This window comes from Pseudomonas vlassakiae (assembly GCF_014269035.2).
Classification (GTDB): Bacteria; Pseudomonadota; Gammaproteobacteria; order Pseudomonadales; family Pseudomonadaceae; genus Aquipseudomonas; species Aquipseudomonas vlassakiae.
The window spans coordinates 28,572-44,490 of record NZ_JABWRP020000009.1 but is presented as its reverse complement, the minus strand read 5'-3'; the positions used below and the strand labels follow the sequence as shown (position 1 = coordinate 44,490).

At 63.0% G+C, this 15,919-nt stretch carries 13 protein-coding genes; 11 read left to right on the top strand and 2 right to left on the bottom strand.

The genetic code is table 11. From position 1 onward, the window contains the following. Positions 1-8: 8 nt before the first annotated feature. Both HU738_RS13335 and HU738_RS13330 read right to left on the bottom strand, forming a co-directional pair. Positions 9-1,451, bottom strand: coding sequence for a SulP family inorganic anion transporter (locus tag HU738_RS13335; RefSeq protein WP_186603531.1), 1,443 nt, complete (start codon positions 1,449-1,451; stop codon positions 9-11). 93 nt (positions 1,452-1,544) lie between these two features. Beyond that, entirely contained in the window at positions 1,545-2,705 is a 1,161-nt protein-coding gene (locus HU738_RS13330; RefSeq protein WP_186603532.1) for an ATP-binding protein, read from the bottom strand. 142 nt (positions 2,706-2,847) lie between these two features. Here HU738_RS13330 and HU738_RS13325 point away from each other — a divergent pair, with 142 nt between their 5' ends. The 11 genes from HU738_RS13325 to nuoI all read left to right on the top strand — a co-directional run bounded on the left by HU738_RS13325 (position 2,848) and on the right by nuoI (position 15,916). Beyond that, entirely contained in the window at positions 2,848-3,612 is a 765-nt protein-coding gene (locus tag HU738_RS13325) for a secretin N-terminal domain-containing protein (protein WP_186603533.1), read from the top strand. 491 nt (positions 3,613-4,103) lie between these two features. Next, positions 4,104-5,429 carry an isocitrate lyase gene (aceA, locus tag HU738_RS13320; RefSeq protein WP_176508632.1) on the top strand — a complete coding sequence of 442 codons (1,326 nt, stop codon included), beginning with the start codon at positions 4,104-4,106 and terminating at the stop codon, positions 5,427-5,429. 211 nt (positions 5,430-5,640) lie between these two features. Then, a complete protein-coding gene (locus HU738_RS13315; protein ID WP_186603534.1) occupies positions 5,641-6,303 on the top strand; it encodes a lysoplasmalogenase in 663 nt (220 codons plus the stop codon). A gap of 381 nt (positions 6,304-6,684) precedes the next feature. Further along, positions 6,685-7,098 carry an NADH-quinone oxidoreductase subunit A gene (locus HU738_RS13310; protein ID WP_011534614.1) on the top strand — a complete coding sequence of 138 codons (414 nt, stop codon included), beginning with the start codon at positions 6,685-6,687 and terminating at the stop codon, positions 7,096-7,098. A gap of 10 nt (positions 7,099-7,108) precedes the next feature. Further along, entirely contained in the window at positions 7,109-7,786 is a 678-nt protein-coding gene (locus HU738_RS13305) for a NuoB/complex I 20 kDa subunit family protein (RefSeq protein ID WP_027920598.1), read from the top strand. A gap of 79 nt (positions 7,787-7,865) precedes the next feature. Next, positions 7,866-9,647, top strand: coding sequence for an NADH-quinone oxidoreductase subunit C/D (nuoC, locus tag HU738_RS13300; protein ID WP_054884885.1), 1,782 nt, complete (start codon positions 7,866-7,868; stop codon positions 9,645-9,647). 2 nt (positions 9,648-9,649) lie between these two features. Next, the gene (gene nuoE / locus HU738_RS13295; RefSeq protein ID WP_003251433.1) at positions 9,650-10,147 is read left to right on the top strand and encodes an NADH-quinone oxidoreductase subunit NuoE; all 498 of its coding nucleotides are present in this window, start codon (positions 9,650-9,652) and stop codon (positions 10,145-10,147) included. Continuing rightward, positions 10,144-11,508 carry an NADH-quinone oxidoreductase subunit NuoF gene (gene nuoF, locus HU738_RS13290; RefSeq protein WP_176508634.1) on the top strand — a complete coding sequence of 455 codons (1,365 nt, stop codon included), beginning with the start codon at positions 10,144-10,146 and terminating at the stop codon, positions 11,506-11,508. The genes nuoE and nuoF overlap by 4 nt, the downstream gene beginning before the upstream one ends. Before the next feature lie 129 nt (positions 11,509-11,637). Next, positions 11,638-14,352: an NADH-quinone oxidoreductase subunit NuoG gene (nuoG, locus tag HU738_RS13285; protein ID WP_186603535.1), complete on the top strand. Its 2,715-nt coding sequence runs from the start codon at positions 11,638-11,640 to the stop codon at positions 14,350-14,352. After that, entirely contained in the window at positions 14,349-15,356 is a 1,008-nt protein-coding gene (gene nuoH, locus HU738_RS13280; protein WP_176508636.1) for an NADH-quinone oxidoreductase subunit NuoH, read from the top strand. The genes nuoG and nuoH overlap by 4 nt, the downstream gene beginning before the upstream one ends. 11 nt (positions 15,357-15,367) lie before the next feature. Then, positions 15,368-15,916 (top strand): NADH-quinone oxidoreductase subunit NuoI, encoded by a 549-nt coding sequence (gene nuoI / locus HU738_RS13275; protein WP_016488223.1) that lies wholly within the window; start codon positions 15,368-15,370, stop codon positions 15,914-15,916. The last annotated feature ends 3 nt before the right edge of the window (positions 15,917-15,919 follow it).

Here is a 15,919-nt window from a genome sequence, read left to right as displayed (position 1 = left end):
ACACCTGTTCAGTGCTGCTCCCCGGCCCGCTTCAGCAGCTTCTTGCAGCGCTCGGAAAGGTGTACCACGCGCAGATGCTTGCCCGCCTTGGCATAACGCTCACGCAGGGTCTTCAACGCGGCAATCGCCGAATAATCGACAAAGCTCAAATGCTGGCAATCCAGAGTGACCTTGGCCGGGTCACTGGCCGCATCGAACTGATTGAGGAACTGCGTGGTGGAGGCAAAGAACAGCGTGCCATGCACCTGGTAATGCTTGCCCCCTTCCCCGTCCTCGTGGCTGTCAGCGTACAGCTCACGGGCATGCTGCCAGGCAAAGTTGACCGCCGCGATCACGATACCGAACAGCACCGCCACGGCCAGGTCGGTGAACACCGTCACCACGGTCACGGCGACGATCGCCAGCACGTCGCTCACCGGTACCTTGTGCAGCACCCGCAGCGAGGCCCAGGCAAAGGTCTGCTGGGCCACCACGAACATCACCCCGACCAGCGCCGCCAGCGGAATACGCTCGATCAGCGGCGACAGGAACAGGACGAACAGCAGGATCATCAGCCCCGCTACGACGCCTGACAACCGGCCCCGGCCATTGGAGCTGAGGTTGATCACGGTCTGGCCGATCATCGCGCAACCACCCATGCCACCGCACAGGCCGGAGACCATGTTGGCCGCCCCCAACGCCACGCATTCGCGGTCCGGGTAGCCACGGCTCTCGGTGATCTCATCGGTGAGGTTGAGGGTCAGCAGGGTTTCCAGCAGGCCGACCATGGCCATCAGCACGGCATAGGGGACGATAATCTTCAGTGTTTCCAGGCTCCAGGGCACCGCCGGAAGGGCCAGCTGCGGCAGGCCACCGGCAATGTGCGCCATGTCACCGAGGGTGCGGGTCGGCAGGCCGAGCAGATACACCAGCACGCCAACACCGAGAATCGCCACCAGCGCAGGCGGCACCGCACGGGTCAGCTTCGGCAGCACATAGACCACCAGCATGGTCAGCGCCACCAGGCCGATCATCAGGTACAGCGGTGTGCCACTGAGCCAGTGTCCACCGGCCTTGAAATGCTCGAGCTGGGCCAGGGCGATGACGATCGCCAGGCCGTTGACGAAGCCGAGCATCACCGGGTACGGCACCAGCCGCACCAGTTTGCCCAAACGCAGCAGGCCGAACAGGATCATCACCACCCCGCCCAGCAGTACCGTGGCCAGCAGGTATTGCACACCGTGCTGCACCACCAGGGCGACGATCACCACCGCCATGGAGCCAGCAGCACCGGAGATCATCCCTGGGCGGCCGCCGAACAGCGCCGTCAGGGTGCAGATGATGAAGGCGCCATAAAGGCCCATCAATGGATTGAGGTGCGCCACCAGGGCGAAGGCGATGCACTCGGGCACCAGGGCGAACGAGGTGGTCAGGCCGGCGAGCAGGTCGGCACGTAGTCGGGCGGGTTTCATGGGCATCCTGTGGTGCGGTCCGGGCGGACGGTACGAAAAAACAAGGGGCGCGATGTTACGGAATTTGTCTGACAGCGGCCACCGCAAGGCGTGTCATCGGCCTGTGCGGGTCAGCCACTGCGCCATGGACGCGTCCTCCAGGGCGTACTCGCCTCGGTTGGCCTTCCATACCAGTTCCTTGTCGCGCAGGGCATCCAGGGCCTTCTGCACATTGGGCGTGCTGGCGTTGACGTCGGCCCCGGCCTGCTCCAGCTTGCGCGCGACATCGATCAAGGTCTGCTCGGTGAACGGCGAGAACGGCTGGCGGCCCTGTGCTCGCTCGGCCATGACTTCGAGCACCGCCTGTTGCAAGGGCGACAGCTCGTTCCAGGCACTCTCGTAGTCGCTCCACACCCCGGCCTGGTGGTTGAGCGCCCCGGTGCGTAGCAATTGACCCAGATTGGCCGCCTCACCCAAGCCGACGCTGACCTCGGCGAGCAACTTGTTGAGCATTTCCGGGCGTCGGCCCACCAGCTCGAAGGCATATTCCAGATCCTCGGCCTTGAACTGGTTGCTCTCGGCCAGGCGGCGGTTCCACAGTTCGGTGATGAAACCGACATACTCGCGACCGAGCAACGGGAAAGGCGTGATGCTGGCCCCGAAGAATGGCTGCTTGCTCTTGAGCACCAGGTTGGCGAGCTTGTCACGGCTCGAGCCGGTGAACACCAGGCGCAAGCCGTCCGGGCCGGCCCCCCGATTGAGTTGGTCACGCGCCGCCTTGAGGGCGAACATCGCATTGAGGCCGTCTTCGCTGTTGAGCGCGTGCTGTGCTTCATCGATGATCAATACCACCATCTGCCCTGATACCTGGTGCAGCACCGCCAGCGCCTGGGCCAGGGTGGTGCCGGCGGGCAGTTGCGGGCGGGTGAAGTCCCAGCTGAGGGTGCGCAGCAGGTTGATCTTGTCGATGCCGGCCTTCTTCGCGGCCTTGGCCAGCGCACTCTCGAAACTGCCCAGCGCGGTGCCGATCGCGCCGCTGATCAGGTCGGCCGGGGCGGCATCGCGGTCCGACCACAGGTCGACATACACCGGTAGCCAGCCACGCTGCACGCACTCGGGGATAAAGTCATTATTGAGGAAAGTGCTCTTGCCGGTACGCCGAGGCGCAGCCAGGAACATGCCGGAGCTGTAATCGACCAGCGACTCGCCGGCCAGGTCCTGGGCCAGGGTCTTCGCCAACTGATCGCGACGCAGCAGCGGACGGGAAGGTGACATGCCATTATCCTCAATTATCTTTCCAACTATAATTTATAGCCTACAAGATAAAAGAAGATAAAACATCCTCCTCCCTTCCATGGCAAACAAGCAAAGGGTAGCTGTGATCCAGGCCCGGCAAACTGCTGACAAATTTGCCATCATGTTGATTCCATCTGCGGAGATCATGGACATGCCGCTACGCCCCCTCTTCACTGCCCTGCTGCTGGCCACCAGCCTCACCGCCCAGGCCGCCACCGAGGTGGTGCCCCTGCAGCATCGCAGCAGCGCCGAACTGCTGCCCGCCGCCCAGGCCTTCATCGGCCGCGACGGCACGGTCAGCGCCTTCGAGAACAAGCTGATCGTCAACGCCAGCCCCGAGCGCATCGATGACCTGCGCACCCTGCTGCAACAGCTGGACACCGCGCCCAAGCGCCTGCTGATCAGCGTCGACAACAACGACAGCAATTACCAGGACAACCGCGGCAACGGCCAGGTCATCCGCTACGGCACCAGCAACCGCGACGGCGGCTTGCAGCAAATCCAGGCCAGCGAAGGTCAGCCGGCATTGATCCAGATCGGCCAGAGCATCCCGATCACCAGCACCAGCACCGACGGCTATGGGCGCATCCAGAGCAACACCGAATACCGCAATGTGACCCAGGGTTTCTACGTCACGCCGAGCTTGAGCGGAGATACGGTTCGTCTGCAAATAAGCACCAATAATGACCGAATGAGCCAGGAACGTGCCGATGTAGTGAAGGTGCAAAGTACCGACACGACCATCACCGGCAGGCTCGGCGAGTGGATCACCCTGGCCGGCTACAACCAGCAGAGCCAAGCCGACCGCAACCCTTCAAGCCGCACCTACAGCACGCAACGGGGTGAAAACATGACGTTGCGCGTCAAAGTCGACCTTCTGGACTGATCCCAGGCAATTCAAGGCCTCGACCAAAGGCCTTGAAACTGACCGCCAAGTCGCATTAGACCAAAGATGTAGTAAGTGAAAAAAATCACTACAAAACATTTGACAGGGTCTTTTTGCCAAGGGCATGATGGCCTCGCTCCCGCTAATCAGGGGCCCTGGCAAGGGCCTTCGAGGCGCCCTCCTCCCACCCCTGGAGGCACCTCGTGTCTATACGGCCCACAAGGCGGTTCGACGGGATTGCGACTGCAACGAAGAAGTTGTCCCGAGGGACGGAAGCGCATCACCGCAGTTCTGGCAATCGCGTAGCACCGCAGCAAGGCAACCACGAGCCGACCTGCCGGAGCGCACCTGCGCCTGACCTGCACCTCCTTCCCCTTCGAGCCTTCACGTTCGCCGCCGCACTTCCACGAACAGGACAGCCGCCAGCTTCCCTGATCGGCCCCGAGCATCAGCACAATTACCCCAAGATCGATGCGACGAGGTTTATTTCCATGGCACTGACACGCGAACAGCAAATTGCAGCCCTCGAGAAAGACTGGGCCGAGAACCCGCGCTGGAAAGGCGTGACCCGTACCTACACCGCCGCTGATGTCGTTCGCCTGCGTGGCTCCCTGCAGCCGGAGCACACCCTGGCCCGCCTGGGTGCAGAAAAACTGTGGAAGCTGGTCACCGAAGGTGCCCACCCATCCTTCCGCCCAGAAAAAGATTTCGTCAACTGCATGGGCGCCCTGACCGGCGGCCAGGCAGTGCAGCAGGTCAAGGCTGGCATCCAGGCCATCTACCTGTCTGGCTGGCAGGTGGCCGCCGACAACAACTCGGCCGAATCCATGTACCCTGACCAGTCGTTGTACCCGGTCGACTCGGTACCGACCGTGGTCAAGCGCATCAACAACGCATTCCGCCGCGCCGACCAGATCCAGTGGAAAGCCGGCAAGAACCCGGGCGATGAAGGCTACATCGACTACTTCGCGCCGATCGTGGCGGACGCCGAAGCCGGTTTCGGCGGCGTGCTGAACGCCTACGAGCTGATGAAGAACATGATCGAGGCAGGCGCTGCCGGCGTGCATTTCGAAGACCAGCTGGCTTCGGTGAAGAAATGCGGCCACATGGGTGGCAAGGTACTGGTACCGACCCAGGAAGCCGTACAGAAGCTGGTGGCTGCGCGACTGGCTGCCGACGTATCGGGCGTACCGACCATCATCCTGGCCCGTACCGACGCCAACGCCGCCGACCTGCTGACCAGCGACTGCGACCCGTACGACCAGCCGTTCGTGATCGGCGAGCGTACCCGTGAAGGCTTCTACAAGGTGCGTGCCGGCCTGGACCAGGCCATCGCCCGCGGCCTGGCCTATGCCCCGTACGCCGACCTGATCTGGTGTGAAACCGCCAAGCCGGACCTGGACGAAGCCCGCCGCTTCGCCGAAGCGATCAAGAAGGAGTACCCGGACCAGATCCTGTCGTACAACTGCTCGCCTTCCTTCAACTGGAAGAAGAACCTGGACGACGCGACCATCGCCAAGTTCCAGCGCGAGCTCTCGGCCATGGGTTACAAGCACCAGTTCATCACCCTGGCCGGTATCCACAACATGTGGCACGGCATGTTCAACCTGGCGCACGACTACGCCCGCAACGACATGACCGCCTACGTGAAGCTGCAAGAGCAGGAATTCGCCGACGCCAGCAAGGGCTACACCTTCGTGGCGCACCAGCAGGAAGTCGGCACCGGCTACTTCGACGACATGACCACCGTGATCCAGGGTGGCGCTTCGTCGGTGACTGCACTGACCGGTTCGACCGAGGAAGAGCAGTTCCACTGATCGTGGATTGCTGATTGAGGCCCGGGGCTTGCGAAAGCCCTGGGCTTTTCTTTTTTCCTGTACCGGCCCTTCGCGGCTAAAGCCGCTTACAAAAATCAGAAGGCTGTGCAGTACCTGCAGGAGCGGCTTTAGCCGCGAAGGGGCCGGTACAGGCAAAGCAGATTTCGCGATAAGGACTATGCTTGTGGCAGCCCAGCAGCAAGGACCGCCCATGCTCCGTCCACGCCACCTGATGATGCTCGCCCTGGCCGCCGCTGCCTTCTATATATATGCACTGGCCAACGACAACGCCCTGCTCGGCCTGCTGGCCAAGCCTATTCCGGTCATGGCACTGATTGCCTGGCTATACAGCGCCCCAATAACGCCCTACCGCCGCTGGATTACCACCGGCCTGGCGTTCTCCGCACTCGGCGACATCCTCCTGGCCATCCCCACCGACCTGTTCGTGTTCGGTCTGGCCGCTTTCCTCTGCGCCCACCTGACCTACTTGCGCGCCTATTGCGGCAAGACCCTGCGCCCCGCCCTGCCCGCCTTACTGTTGAGCGCGATCACCGGCATCACCCTGTTCAGCGTGCTTGCGCAGCACGGCCTTGGGCCCCTGCTGTTTCCGGTTTCGGTCTATGCCCTGGCCATCAGCGCCATGCTCTGGCGCGCGCTTGCCTGTGGCGGCGTCGCCGCATTGGGCGCCTGCCTGTTCGTATTCTCCGACAGCCTGATCGGCATCGACCGCTTCGTCAGCCCTTTTGCCGCCGCACCGTACCTGATCATCCTCGCCTACTGGCTCGGCCAGTGGGCGATCGCTTCGTCAGCACGTCATCACGCAACCGATAAAGTATTGACCCAGAGCGGTGCACGTGGCGTCGGAAGCTGCTAGAACACGAGTCTTTCGCATTTACAAGTAGGGGGAATCTGCAGATGAACTTTACAAGGCACAGAAGAGCCAAATTAGAAGGCATCAGGTCAAATGATATTAATTATCATTACGAAGTTTGTAATTCGTTACCAGTCGCAAGAAACATAATTAACAAAACCGCATGCAATGCCCGAATCTCAAGGCTTTCAGCCAGTTAGGCGCGGGTTTTGTTCTAAATCCTACGAATAAATTTGCAACGGAAATTTTACTTGCACCGGGTTTACCCATAAAATCAGCCCGATTGATTCAGCTGCGACATTTGGTCACTGCACCTGCGACACCACGTCGCCGCTCTACTTATTTCAGACTGCAGAGCTGGGTCTCTGTATAAGGATTTCTAGCATGTCCGATTCGGCAGGACTCATCGCCCACAACTGGGGCTTTGCCATCTTCCTCCTGGGTGTCGTCGGCCTGTGTGCCTTCATGCTCGGCCTGTCCAGCCTGCTCGGTAGCAAGGCCTGGGGCCGTGCCAAGAACGAACCCTTCGAATCCGGCATGCTGCCCGTCGGCAGCGCCCGCCTGCGCCTGTCCGCCAAATTCTATCTGGTCGCGATGCTGTTCGTGATCTTCGATATCGAAGCCCTCTTCCTGTATGCATGGTCTGTGTCCGTCCGCGAAAGTGGCTGGACCGGATTCGTCGAAGCACTCGTTTTCATAGCAATTCTGTTGGCTGGTCTTGTCTACCTATGGCGCGTCGGAGCCCTTGACTGGGCACCCGAAGGTCGCCGCAAGCGGCAAGCGAAGCTGAAACAATGAGGCTTTGGCAATGCAATACAATCTCACCAGAATCGATCCGGATGCGCCCAACGAGCAATACCCGGTAGGTGATCGGGAAACCGTCACCGACCAGCTGCTCGAGGACCAGGTCCACAAGAACATCTTCATGGGCAAGCTTGAAGATGTGATGCGTGGCGCGGTCAACTGGGGTCGCAAGAACTCCCTCTGGCCGTACAACTTCGGCCTGTCCTGCTGCTACGTGGAAATGACCACGGCCTTCACGGCGCCCCACGACATCGCCCGCTTCGGCGCCGAAGTCATCCGGGCCTCGCCGCGCCAGGCCGACTTCATGGTCATCGCCGGTACCTGCTTCGTCAAAATGGCGCCGATCATCCAGCGCCTGTATGAGCAGATGCTCGAACCGAAGTGGGTCATCTCCATGGGTTCGTGCGCCAACTCCGGTGGCATGTACGACATCTACTCGGTCGTTCAGGGGGTCGACAAGTTCCTCCCCGTGGACGTCTACGTGCCTGGCTGCCCGCCGCGCCCTGAGGCTTTCCTGCAAGGCTTGATGCTGCTGCAGGAGTCGATTGGCCAAGAACGACGCCCGCTTTCCTGGGTGGTTGGTGATCAAGGCATCTACCGTGCCGAGATGCCAGCCCAGAAGGACCTGCGTCGTGAACAGCGCATTGCGGTAACCAACCTGCGCAGCCCCGACGAAGTCTGATCCAGCGACCTGCCGCCCGCTCCCGAAAGAGCCGGCGGCCTGGCTTCATTCTTAACGCTGACCCAAAGCGACCGAGACCATGACAGCGGACAACGCTATTTTCATTCCGCCCTACAAGGCAGACGACCAGGATGTGGTCGTCGAACTGCACAACCGTTTTGGCGCCGACGCATTCGTCGCCCAGGAAACCCGCACTGGCATGCCAGTGCTGTGGGTAAAGCGCGCCCAGCTCAAGGAGGTGCTGAGCTTCCTGCGCGGCGTCGCCAAGCCGTACAGCATGCTGTACGACCTGCACGGCGTCGACGAGCGCCTGCGCACCCAGCGCCGCGGCCTGCCCGCTGCCGACTTCAGCGTGTTCTACCACTTGCTGTCGATCGAACGTAACAGCGACGTGATGATCAAGGTGTCGCTCAGCGAAGGCGACCTGAACCTGCCGACCGTGACCGGCATCTGGCCCAACGCCAACTGGTACGAGCGCGAAGTCTGGGACATGTTCGGCATCGACTTTGCCGGCCACCCGCACCTGAGCCGCATCATGATGCCGCCGACCTGGGAAGGTCACCCGCTGCGCAAGGACTACCCTGCCCGCGCCACCGAGTTCGACCCGTACAGCCTGACCCTGGCCAAGCAGCAGCTTGAAGAGGAATCGGCGCGTTTCAACCCCGAAGCCTGGGGCATGAAGCGTCAGGGCGCCAACGAGGACTACATGTTCCTCAACCTCGGCCCGAACCACCCTTCGGCCCACGGTGCCTTCCGTATCGTCCTGCAGCTGGACGGTGAAGAGATCGTCGACTGCGTGCCGGACATCGGTTACCACCACCGTGGTGCCGAAAAAATGGCCGAGCGCCAGTCCTGGCACAGCTTCATTCCCTACACCGACCGTATCGACTACCTCGGCGGGGTGATGAACAACCTGCCGTACGTGCTCGCGGTCGAGAAGCTGGCCGGCATCAAGGTGCCACAGAAGGTCGACACCATCCGCGTGATGCTGGCCGAGTTCTTCCGTATCACCAGCCACCTGCTGTTCCTGGGTACCTACATCCAGGACGTCGGTGCCATGACCCCGGTATTCTTCACCTTCACCGACCGCCAGCGCGCCTACACCGTGATCGAGGCGATCACCGGCTTCCGCCTGCACCCGGCCTGGTACCGCATCGGTGGCGTCGCCCACGACCTGCCACGCGGCTGGGACAAGCTGGTCAAGGACTTCGTCGAATGGCTGCCCAAGCGCCTCGACGAGTACGAGAAGGCCGCCCTGCGCAACAGCATCCTCAAGGGTCGTACCATTGGCGTTGCCGCGTACAACACCAAGGAAGCCCTGGCCTGGGGTACCACCGGTGCCGGCCTGCGTGCCACCGGCTGCGACTTCGACCTGCGCAAAGCGCGCCCCTACTCCGGCTACGAGAACTTCGAGTTCGAAGTACCGCTGGCCCACAACGGCGATGCCTATGACCGCTGCATGGTCCGTGTCGAAGAGATGCGCCAGAGTATCCGCATCATCGACCAGTGCCTGCGCAACATGCCGGAAGGCCCGTACAAGGCGGACCACCCGCTGACCACGCCGCCGCCGAAAGAGCGCACCCTGCAGCACATCGAAACCCTGATCACGCACTTCCTGCAAGTCTCGTGGGGCCCGGTCATGCCGGCCAACGAGTCGTTCCAGATGATCGAGGCGACCAAGGGCATCAACAGTTACTACCTGACGAGCGATGGCGGCACCATGAGCTACCGCACCCGGATCCGTACCCCGAGCTACCCGCACCTGCAGCAGATCCCTTCGGTGATCAAAGGCAGCATGGTCGCCGACCTCATTGCGTACCTGGGCAGTATCGACTTCGTTATGGCTGACGTGGACCGCTAAGCATGAACAGCACGCTTATCCAGACAGACCGTTTCGCCCTGAGCGAAACCGAGCGCTCGGCCATCGAGCACGAAATGCATCACTACGAGGACCCGCGCGCGGCGTCCATCGAAGCCCTGAAGATCGTCCAGAAGGAACGTGGCTGGGTGCCGGACGGCGCCATCCACGCCATCGGCGAAGTGCTGGGCATCCCGGCCAGCGACGTCGAGGGTGTGGCCACCTTCTACAGCCAGATCTTCCGCCAGCCGGTGGGCCGCCACATCATCCGCGTGTGCGACAGCATGGTCTGCTACATCGGTGGCCACGAATCGGTGGTCAGCCAGATCCAGAGCGAACTGGGCATCGGCCTCGGCCAGACCACCGCGGACGGGCGCTTCACCCTGCTGCCGGTGTGCTGCCTGGGCAACTGTGACAAGGCCCCGGCGCTGATGATCGACGACGACACCTTCGGTGACGTGCAGCCGGCTGGCGTTTCCAAACTGCTGGAGGGTTACGTATGACCATGACTTCCTTCGGCCCGGCCAACCGCATCGCGCGCTCGGCCGAAACCCACCCGCTGACCTGGCGCCTGCGTGATGACGGCGAGCCGGTCTGGCTGGCCGAGTACCAGTCGAAGAACGGCTACGCCGCCGCGCGCAAGGCGCTGGCCGACATGTCCGCCGACGACATCGTGCAGAGCGTCAAGGACTCCGGCCTCAAGGGCCGCGGTGGCGCGGGCTTCCCCACTGGCGTGAAGTGGGGCCTGATGCCCAAAGACGAATCCATGAACATCCGCTACCTGCTGTGCAACGCGGACGAAATGGAACCGAACACCTGGAAGGACCGCATGCTGATGGAGCAACAGCCCCATCTGCTGGTCGAGGGCATGCTGATCAGCGCCCGCGCCCTGAAGGCCTACCGTGGCTACATCTTCCTGCGTGGCGAATACACCACCGCGGCGAAGAACCTCAACCGCGCCATCGACGAAGCCAAGGCCGCCGGCCTGCTGGGCAAGAACATTCTCGGTAGCGGTTTCGATTTCGAACTGTTCGTGCACACCGGCGCCGGGCGCTACATCTGCGGTGAAGAAACCGCGCTGATCAACTCCCTCGAAGGCCGCCGCGCCAACCCGCGCTCCAAGCCGCCCTTCCCAGCCGCCGTTGGCGTATGGGGCAAGCCAACGTGCGTAAACAACGTCGAAACCCTGTGCAACGTCCCGGCCATCGTCGCCAACGGCAACGACTGGTACAAGTCGCTGGCCCGTGAAGGCAGCGAAGACCACGGCACCAAGCTGATGGGCTTCTCCGGCAAGGTGAAGAACCCAGGCCTGTGGGAACTGCCGTTCGGCGTTACCGCCCGCGAGCTGTTCGAAGACTACGCCGGTGGCATGCGCGACGGCTACAAGCTCAAGTGCTGGCAGCCAGGCGGCGCCGGTACCGGCTTCCTGCTGCCCGAGCACCTCGACGCCCAGATGTATGCCGGTGGCATCGCCAAGGTCGGCACCCGGATGGGTACCGGCTTGGCCATGGCGGTCGACGACAGCATCAACATGGTCTCGCTGCTGCGCAACATGGAAGAGTTCTTTGCCCGCGAGTCGTGCGGCTGGTGCACCCCGTGCCGTGACGGCCTGCCGTGGAGCGTGAAGATGCTGCGCGCACTGGAGAAAGGCCAGGGCCGCGCCGAAGACATCGAGACGCTGCTGGGCCTGGTCAACTTCCTCGGCCCGGGCCGTACCTTCTGTGCTCACGCACCGGGTGCCGTCGAGCCGTTGGGCAGTGCTATCAAATACTTCCGGTCCGAGTTCGAGGCGGGTGTCGCGCCAGCGTCCGCTGCAGGCACCCTGCGCCCTGACCTGGCCAAACCGATCGTGGTCGGCGCATAACAAGATGACAAGGCGGGTGGCCCGAGCCGCTCGCCAGCTGACAGGCCCGAGTCGATCGTGGCGTGTCGCAAGCTCACCGATTTCCATTAGCCACGCCCGCTCACGCGGGCCAACGAAGAACTTTGAACAATGGCCACTATCCACGTAGACGGCAAAGCGCTCGAAGTCAACGGTGCAGACAACCTGTTACAGGCGTGTCTGTCGCTCGGCCTCGACATCCCTTATTTCTGCTGGCACCCGGCGCTTGGTAGCGTCGGCGCCTGCCGGCAGTGTGCGGTCAAGCAGTACACCGACGAGAACGACACCCGTGGTCGTATCGTCATGTCCTGCATGACCCCTGCCTCCGACGGCACCTGGATTTCCATCGACGATGAAGAGTCCAAGGCGTTCCGCGCCAGCGTCGTCGAATGGCTGATGACCAACCACCCGCACGACTGCCCGGTGTGCGAGGAAGGCGGCCACTGCCACCTGCAAGACATGACGGTGATGACCGGCCACAACGAGCGCCGCTACCGTTTCACCAAGCGTACCCACCAGAACCAGGACCTTGGCCCGTTCATCGCCCATGAGATGAACCGCTGCATCGCCTGCTACCGCTGCGTGCGCTACTACAAGGACTATGCCGGTGGTACCGACCTGGGCGTTTACGGCGCCCACGACAACGTGTACTTCGGCCGCGTCGAAGACGGCGTGCTGGAAAGCGAGTTCTCCGGCAACCTGACCGAGGTCTGCCCGACCGGCGTATTCACCGACAAGACCCACTCCGAGCGCTACAACCGCAAGTGGGACATGCAGTTCGCCCCAAGCATCTGCCATGGCTGCTCCAGCGGCTGCAACATCAGCCCGGGCGAGCGCTACGGCGAACTGCGCCGCATCGAGAACCGCTTCAACGGTTCGGTCAACCAGTACTTCCTGTGCGACCGCGGCCGCTTCGGCTATGGCTATGTCAACCGCAAGGACCGCCCGCGCCAGCCACACCTGGCCGACGGCACCAAGCTGGGCCTGGACGCTGCCCTGGACAAGGCCGCCGACCTGCTGCGCGGCCGCACCATCGTCGGTATCGGTTCGCCACGCGCCAGCCTCGAAAGCAACTACGGCCTGCGTGAGCTGGTCGGCGCCGACTACTTCTACTCCGGCATGGAAGCAGGCGAACTGGCCCGCGTCCGCCTGGTCCTGGATGTGCTGAACAACAGCCCGCTGCCAGTCCCGACCCTGCGCGACATCGAAGACCACGACGCCGTGTTCGTGCTCGGTGAAGACCTGACCCAGACCGCAGCCCGGGTTGCCCTGGCCGTACGCCAGGCCACCAAGGGCAAGGCCGAGGCCATGGCCGAGGCGATGAAGGTTCAGCCGTGGCTCGACGCTGCCGTGAAGAACATCGGCCAGCACGCGCTGTACCCGCTGTTCATTGCCTCGCTGGCGGAAACCAAGCTGGACGACGTCGCTGAAGAATGCGTGCACGCCGCCCCGGCCGACCTGGCCCGCATCGGTTTCGCCGTGGCCCACGCCATCGACCCGAGCGCACCGGCAGTCGCCGGCCTGGACGACGAAGCCCATGCCTTGGCCCAACGCATCGCCGATGCCCTGGTCGCCGCCAAGCGCCCACTGGTCGTGGCCGGTACCTCGCTGGCCGACCCGGCACTGATCGAAGCTGCCGCCAACATCGCCAAGGCCCTGAAACTGCGCGAGAAGAACGGTTCGCTGAGCCTGGTAGTGCCTGAGGCCAACAGCCTCGGCATGGCCATGCTGGGTGGCGAGTCGGTCGATGCCGCACTGGATGCCGTCATCAGCGGCAAGGCCGACGCCATTGTCGTACTGGAGAACGACCTGTACGCCCGCGTACCGGCCGCCAAGGTCGACGCAGCCCTGGCTGCGGCCAAGGTGGTGATCGTCGCCGACCATTCCAAGACGGCCACTGTCGACCGCGCCCACCTGGTGCTGCCGGCTGCATCCTTCGCCGAAGGCGACGGTACCCTGGTCAGCCAGGAAGGCCGCGCCCAGCGCTTCTTCCAGGTGTTCGACCCGCAGTACCTGGACAGCAGCATCCTGGTGCACGAAGGCTGGCGCTGGATGCACGCCCTGCGTGCCACCCTGCTCAACAAGCCGGTCGACTGGACCCAACTGGACCATGTCACCAGCGCCTGCGCCGAAGCTGCCCCGCAACTGGCTGGCATCGTCAACGCCGCGCCAAGCGCCGCGTTCCGCATCAAGGGCATGAAGCTGGCCCGTGAGCCGCTGCGCTACTCCGGCCGTACCGCCATGCGCGCCAACATCAGCGTGCACGAGCCTCGTACCCCGCAGGACAAGGACACCGCATTCGCCTTCTCCATGGAAGGTTACTCGGGTTCGGCCGAACCGCGTCAGCAGGTGCCGTTCGCCTGGTCGCCAGGCTGGAACTCGCCGCAAGCCTGGAACAAGTTCCAGGACGAGGTCGGTGGTCACCTGCGTGCCGGTGACCCGGGCGTACGCCTGATCGAATCGCAAGGCGATCGCCTGAACTGGTTCACCGCCATCCCCGGCGCGTTCAACCCGGCCCGTGGGACCTGGACTGCGGTACCGTTCTTCCATCTGTTCGGCAGCGAAGAGAGTTCTTCGCGCGCCGCCCCGGTGCAAGAGCGCATCCCGTCCGCCTACGTGGCGCTGGCCAAGTCCGAAGCCGACCGCCTGGGGGTCAACGACGGCGCCCTGCTGAGCCTGAACGTCGCGGGCGTGGCCCTGCGCCTGCCGCTGCGCATCAATGAAGAACTGGGCGCTGGCCTGGTTGCCCTGCCCAAAGGCCTGGCCGGCATCCCGCCTGCCATCTTCGGTGCATCCGTCGAAGGTCTGCAGGAGGCAGCACAATGAGCTGGTTCACCCCCGAAGTGATCGATGTGATCCTCACCGTGGTCCGGGCCATCGTGGTCCTGCTCGCGGTGGTGGTCTGCGGCGCGCTGCTCAGCTTCGTCGAGCGGCGCCTGCTGGGCTGGTGGCAGGACCGTTACGGTCCGAACCGCGTCGGCCCGTTCGGCATGTTCCAGATCGCTGCCGACATGCTGAAGATGTTCTTCAAGGAAGACTGGAACCCGCCCTTCGTCGATCGGATGATTTTCACCCTGGCGCCAGTGGTGGCCATGAGTGCCCTGCTGATCGCCTTCTGCGTGATCCCGATCACCCCGCTGTGGGGCGTCGCCGACCTGAACATCGGCCTGCTGTTCTTCTTCGCCATGGCCGGCCTGTCGGTCTACGCAGTGCTGTTCGCCGGCTGGTCGTCGAACAACAAGTACGCCCTGCTGGGCAGCTTGCGTGCCTCGGCCCAGACCGTGTCGTACGAAGTGTTCCTGGGCCTGGCGCTGATGGGCGTGGTGGTGCAGGTGGGCTCGTTCAACATGCGCGACATCGTTGAATACCAGGCTCAGAACCTGTGGTTCATCATTCCGCAGTTCTTCGGCTTCTGCACCTTCTTCATCGCTGGCGTCGCCGTGACCCACCGTCACCCGTTCGACCAGCCGGAAGCGGAACAGGAACTGGCCGACGGCTACCACATCGAGTATGCCGGCATGAAATGGGGCATGTTCTTCGTCGGTGAGTACATCGGCATCATCCTCATCTCGGCGCTGCTGGTGACCCTGTTCTTCGGCGGCTGGCACGGCCCGTTCGGCATCCTGCCGCAACTGCCGTTCCTGTGGTTCGCCCTGAAGACCGCGTTCTTCATCATGCTGTTCATCCTGCTGCGCGCCTCGATCCCGCGCCCACGCTATGACCAGGTGATGGACTTCAGCTGGAAGTTCTGCCTGCCGCTGACCCTGATCAATTTGCTGGTGACCGCTGCGATCGTGCTCTACAACACGCCAGCCGTCGCGGCCCAGTGAGGATTTGACCCATGTTCAAGTATATCGGCGACATCGTTAAGGGCACCGGCACCCAGCTGCGCAGCCTGGCAATGGTGTTCTCCCACGGGTTCCGCAAGCGCGATACCCTGCAGTACCCCGAAGAACCCGTGTACCTGCCGCCGCGCTACCGCGGCCGCATCGTCCTCACCCGCGACCCCGATGGCGAGGAGCGCTGCGTAGCGTGCAACCTCTGCGCGGTGGCCTGCCCGGTCGGCTGCATTTCGCTGCAGAAGGCCGAGACCGAGGACGGCCGCTGGTACCCGGAGTTCTTCCGCATCAACTTCTCGCGCTGCATCTTCTGTGGCCTGTGTGAAGAAGCATGCCCGACCACCGCGATCCAGCTGACTCCGGATTTCGAAATGGCCGAGTTCAAGCGTCAGGACCTGGTGTACGAGAAAGAAGATCTGCTGATCTCCGGCCCCGGCAAGAACCCTGACTACAACTTCTACCGTGTTGCGGGTATGGCGATCGCTGGCAAGCCGAAGGGCGCTGCGCAGAACGAAGCCGAGCCGATCAACGTGAAGAGCTTGCTCCCATAAGGA

Bases quoted from the DNA above. Each gene is read 5' to 3' on its own strand.
- HU738_RS13305 (WP_027920598.1), top strand. From the start codon at position 7,109: ATGCAATACAATCTCACCAGAATCGATCCGGATGCGCCCAACGAGCAA.
- nuoE (WP_003251433.1), top strand. From the start codon at position 9,650: ATGAACAGCACGCTTATCCAGACAGACCGTTTCGCCCTGAGCGAAACC.
- HU738_RS13335 (WP_186603531.1), bottom strand. From the start codon at position 1,451: ATGAAACCCGCCCGACTACGTGCCGACCTGCTCGCCGGCCTGACCACC.
- HU738_RS13325 (WP_186603533.1), top strand. From the start codon at position 2,848: ATGTTGATTCCATCTGCGGAGATCATGGACATGCCGCTACGCCCCCTC.
- HU738_RS13310 (WP_011534614.1), top strand. From the start codon at position 6,685: ATGTCCGATTCGGCAGGACTCATCGCCCACAACTGGGGCTTTGCCATC.
- aceA (WP_176508632.1), top strand. From the start codon at position 4,104: ATGGCACTGACACGCGAACAGCAAATTGCAGCCCTCGAGAAAGACTGG.
- HU738_RS13330 (WP_186603532.1), bottom strand. From the start codon at position 2,705: ATGTCACCTTCCCGTCCGCTGCTGCGTCGCGATCAGTTGGCGAAGACC.
- HU738_RS13315 (WP_186603534.1), top strand. From the start codon at position 5,641: ATGCTCCGTCCACGCCACCTGATGATGCTCGCCCTGGCCGCCGCTGCC.
- nuoF (WP_176508634.1), top strand. From the start codon at position 10,144: ATGACCATGACTTCCTTCGGCCCGGCCAACCGCATCGCGCGCTCGGCC.
- nuoH (WP_176508636.1), top strand. From the start codon at position 14,349: ATGAGCTGGTTCACCCCCGAAGTGATCGATGTGATCCTCACCGTGGTC.
- nuoG (WP_186603535.1), top strand. From the start codon at position 11,638: ATGGCCACTATCCACGTAGACGGCAAAGCGCTCGAAGTCAACGGTGCA.
- nuoI (WP_016488223.1), top strand. From the start codon at position 15,368: ATGTTCAAGTATATCGGCGACATCGTTAAGGGCACCGGCACCCAGCTG.
- nuoC (WP_054884885.1), top strand. From the start codon at position 7,866: ATGACAGCGGACAACGCTATTTTCATTCCGCCCTACAAGGCAGACGAC.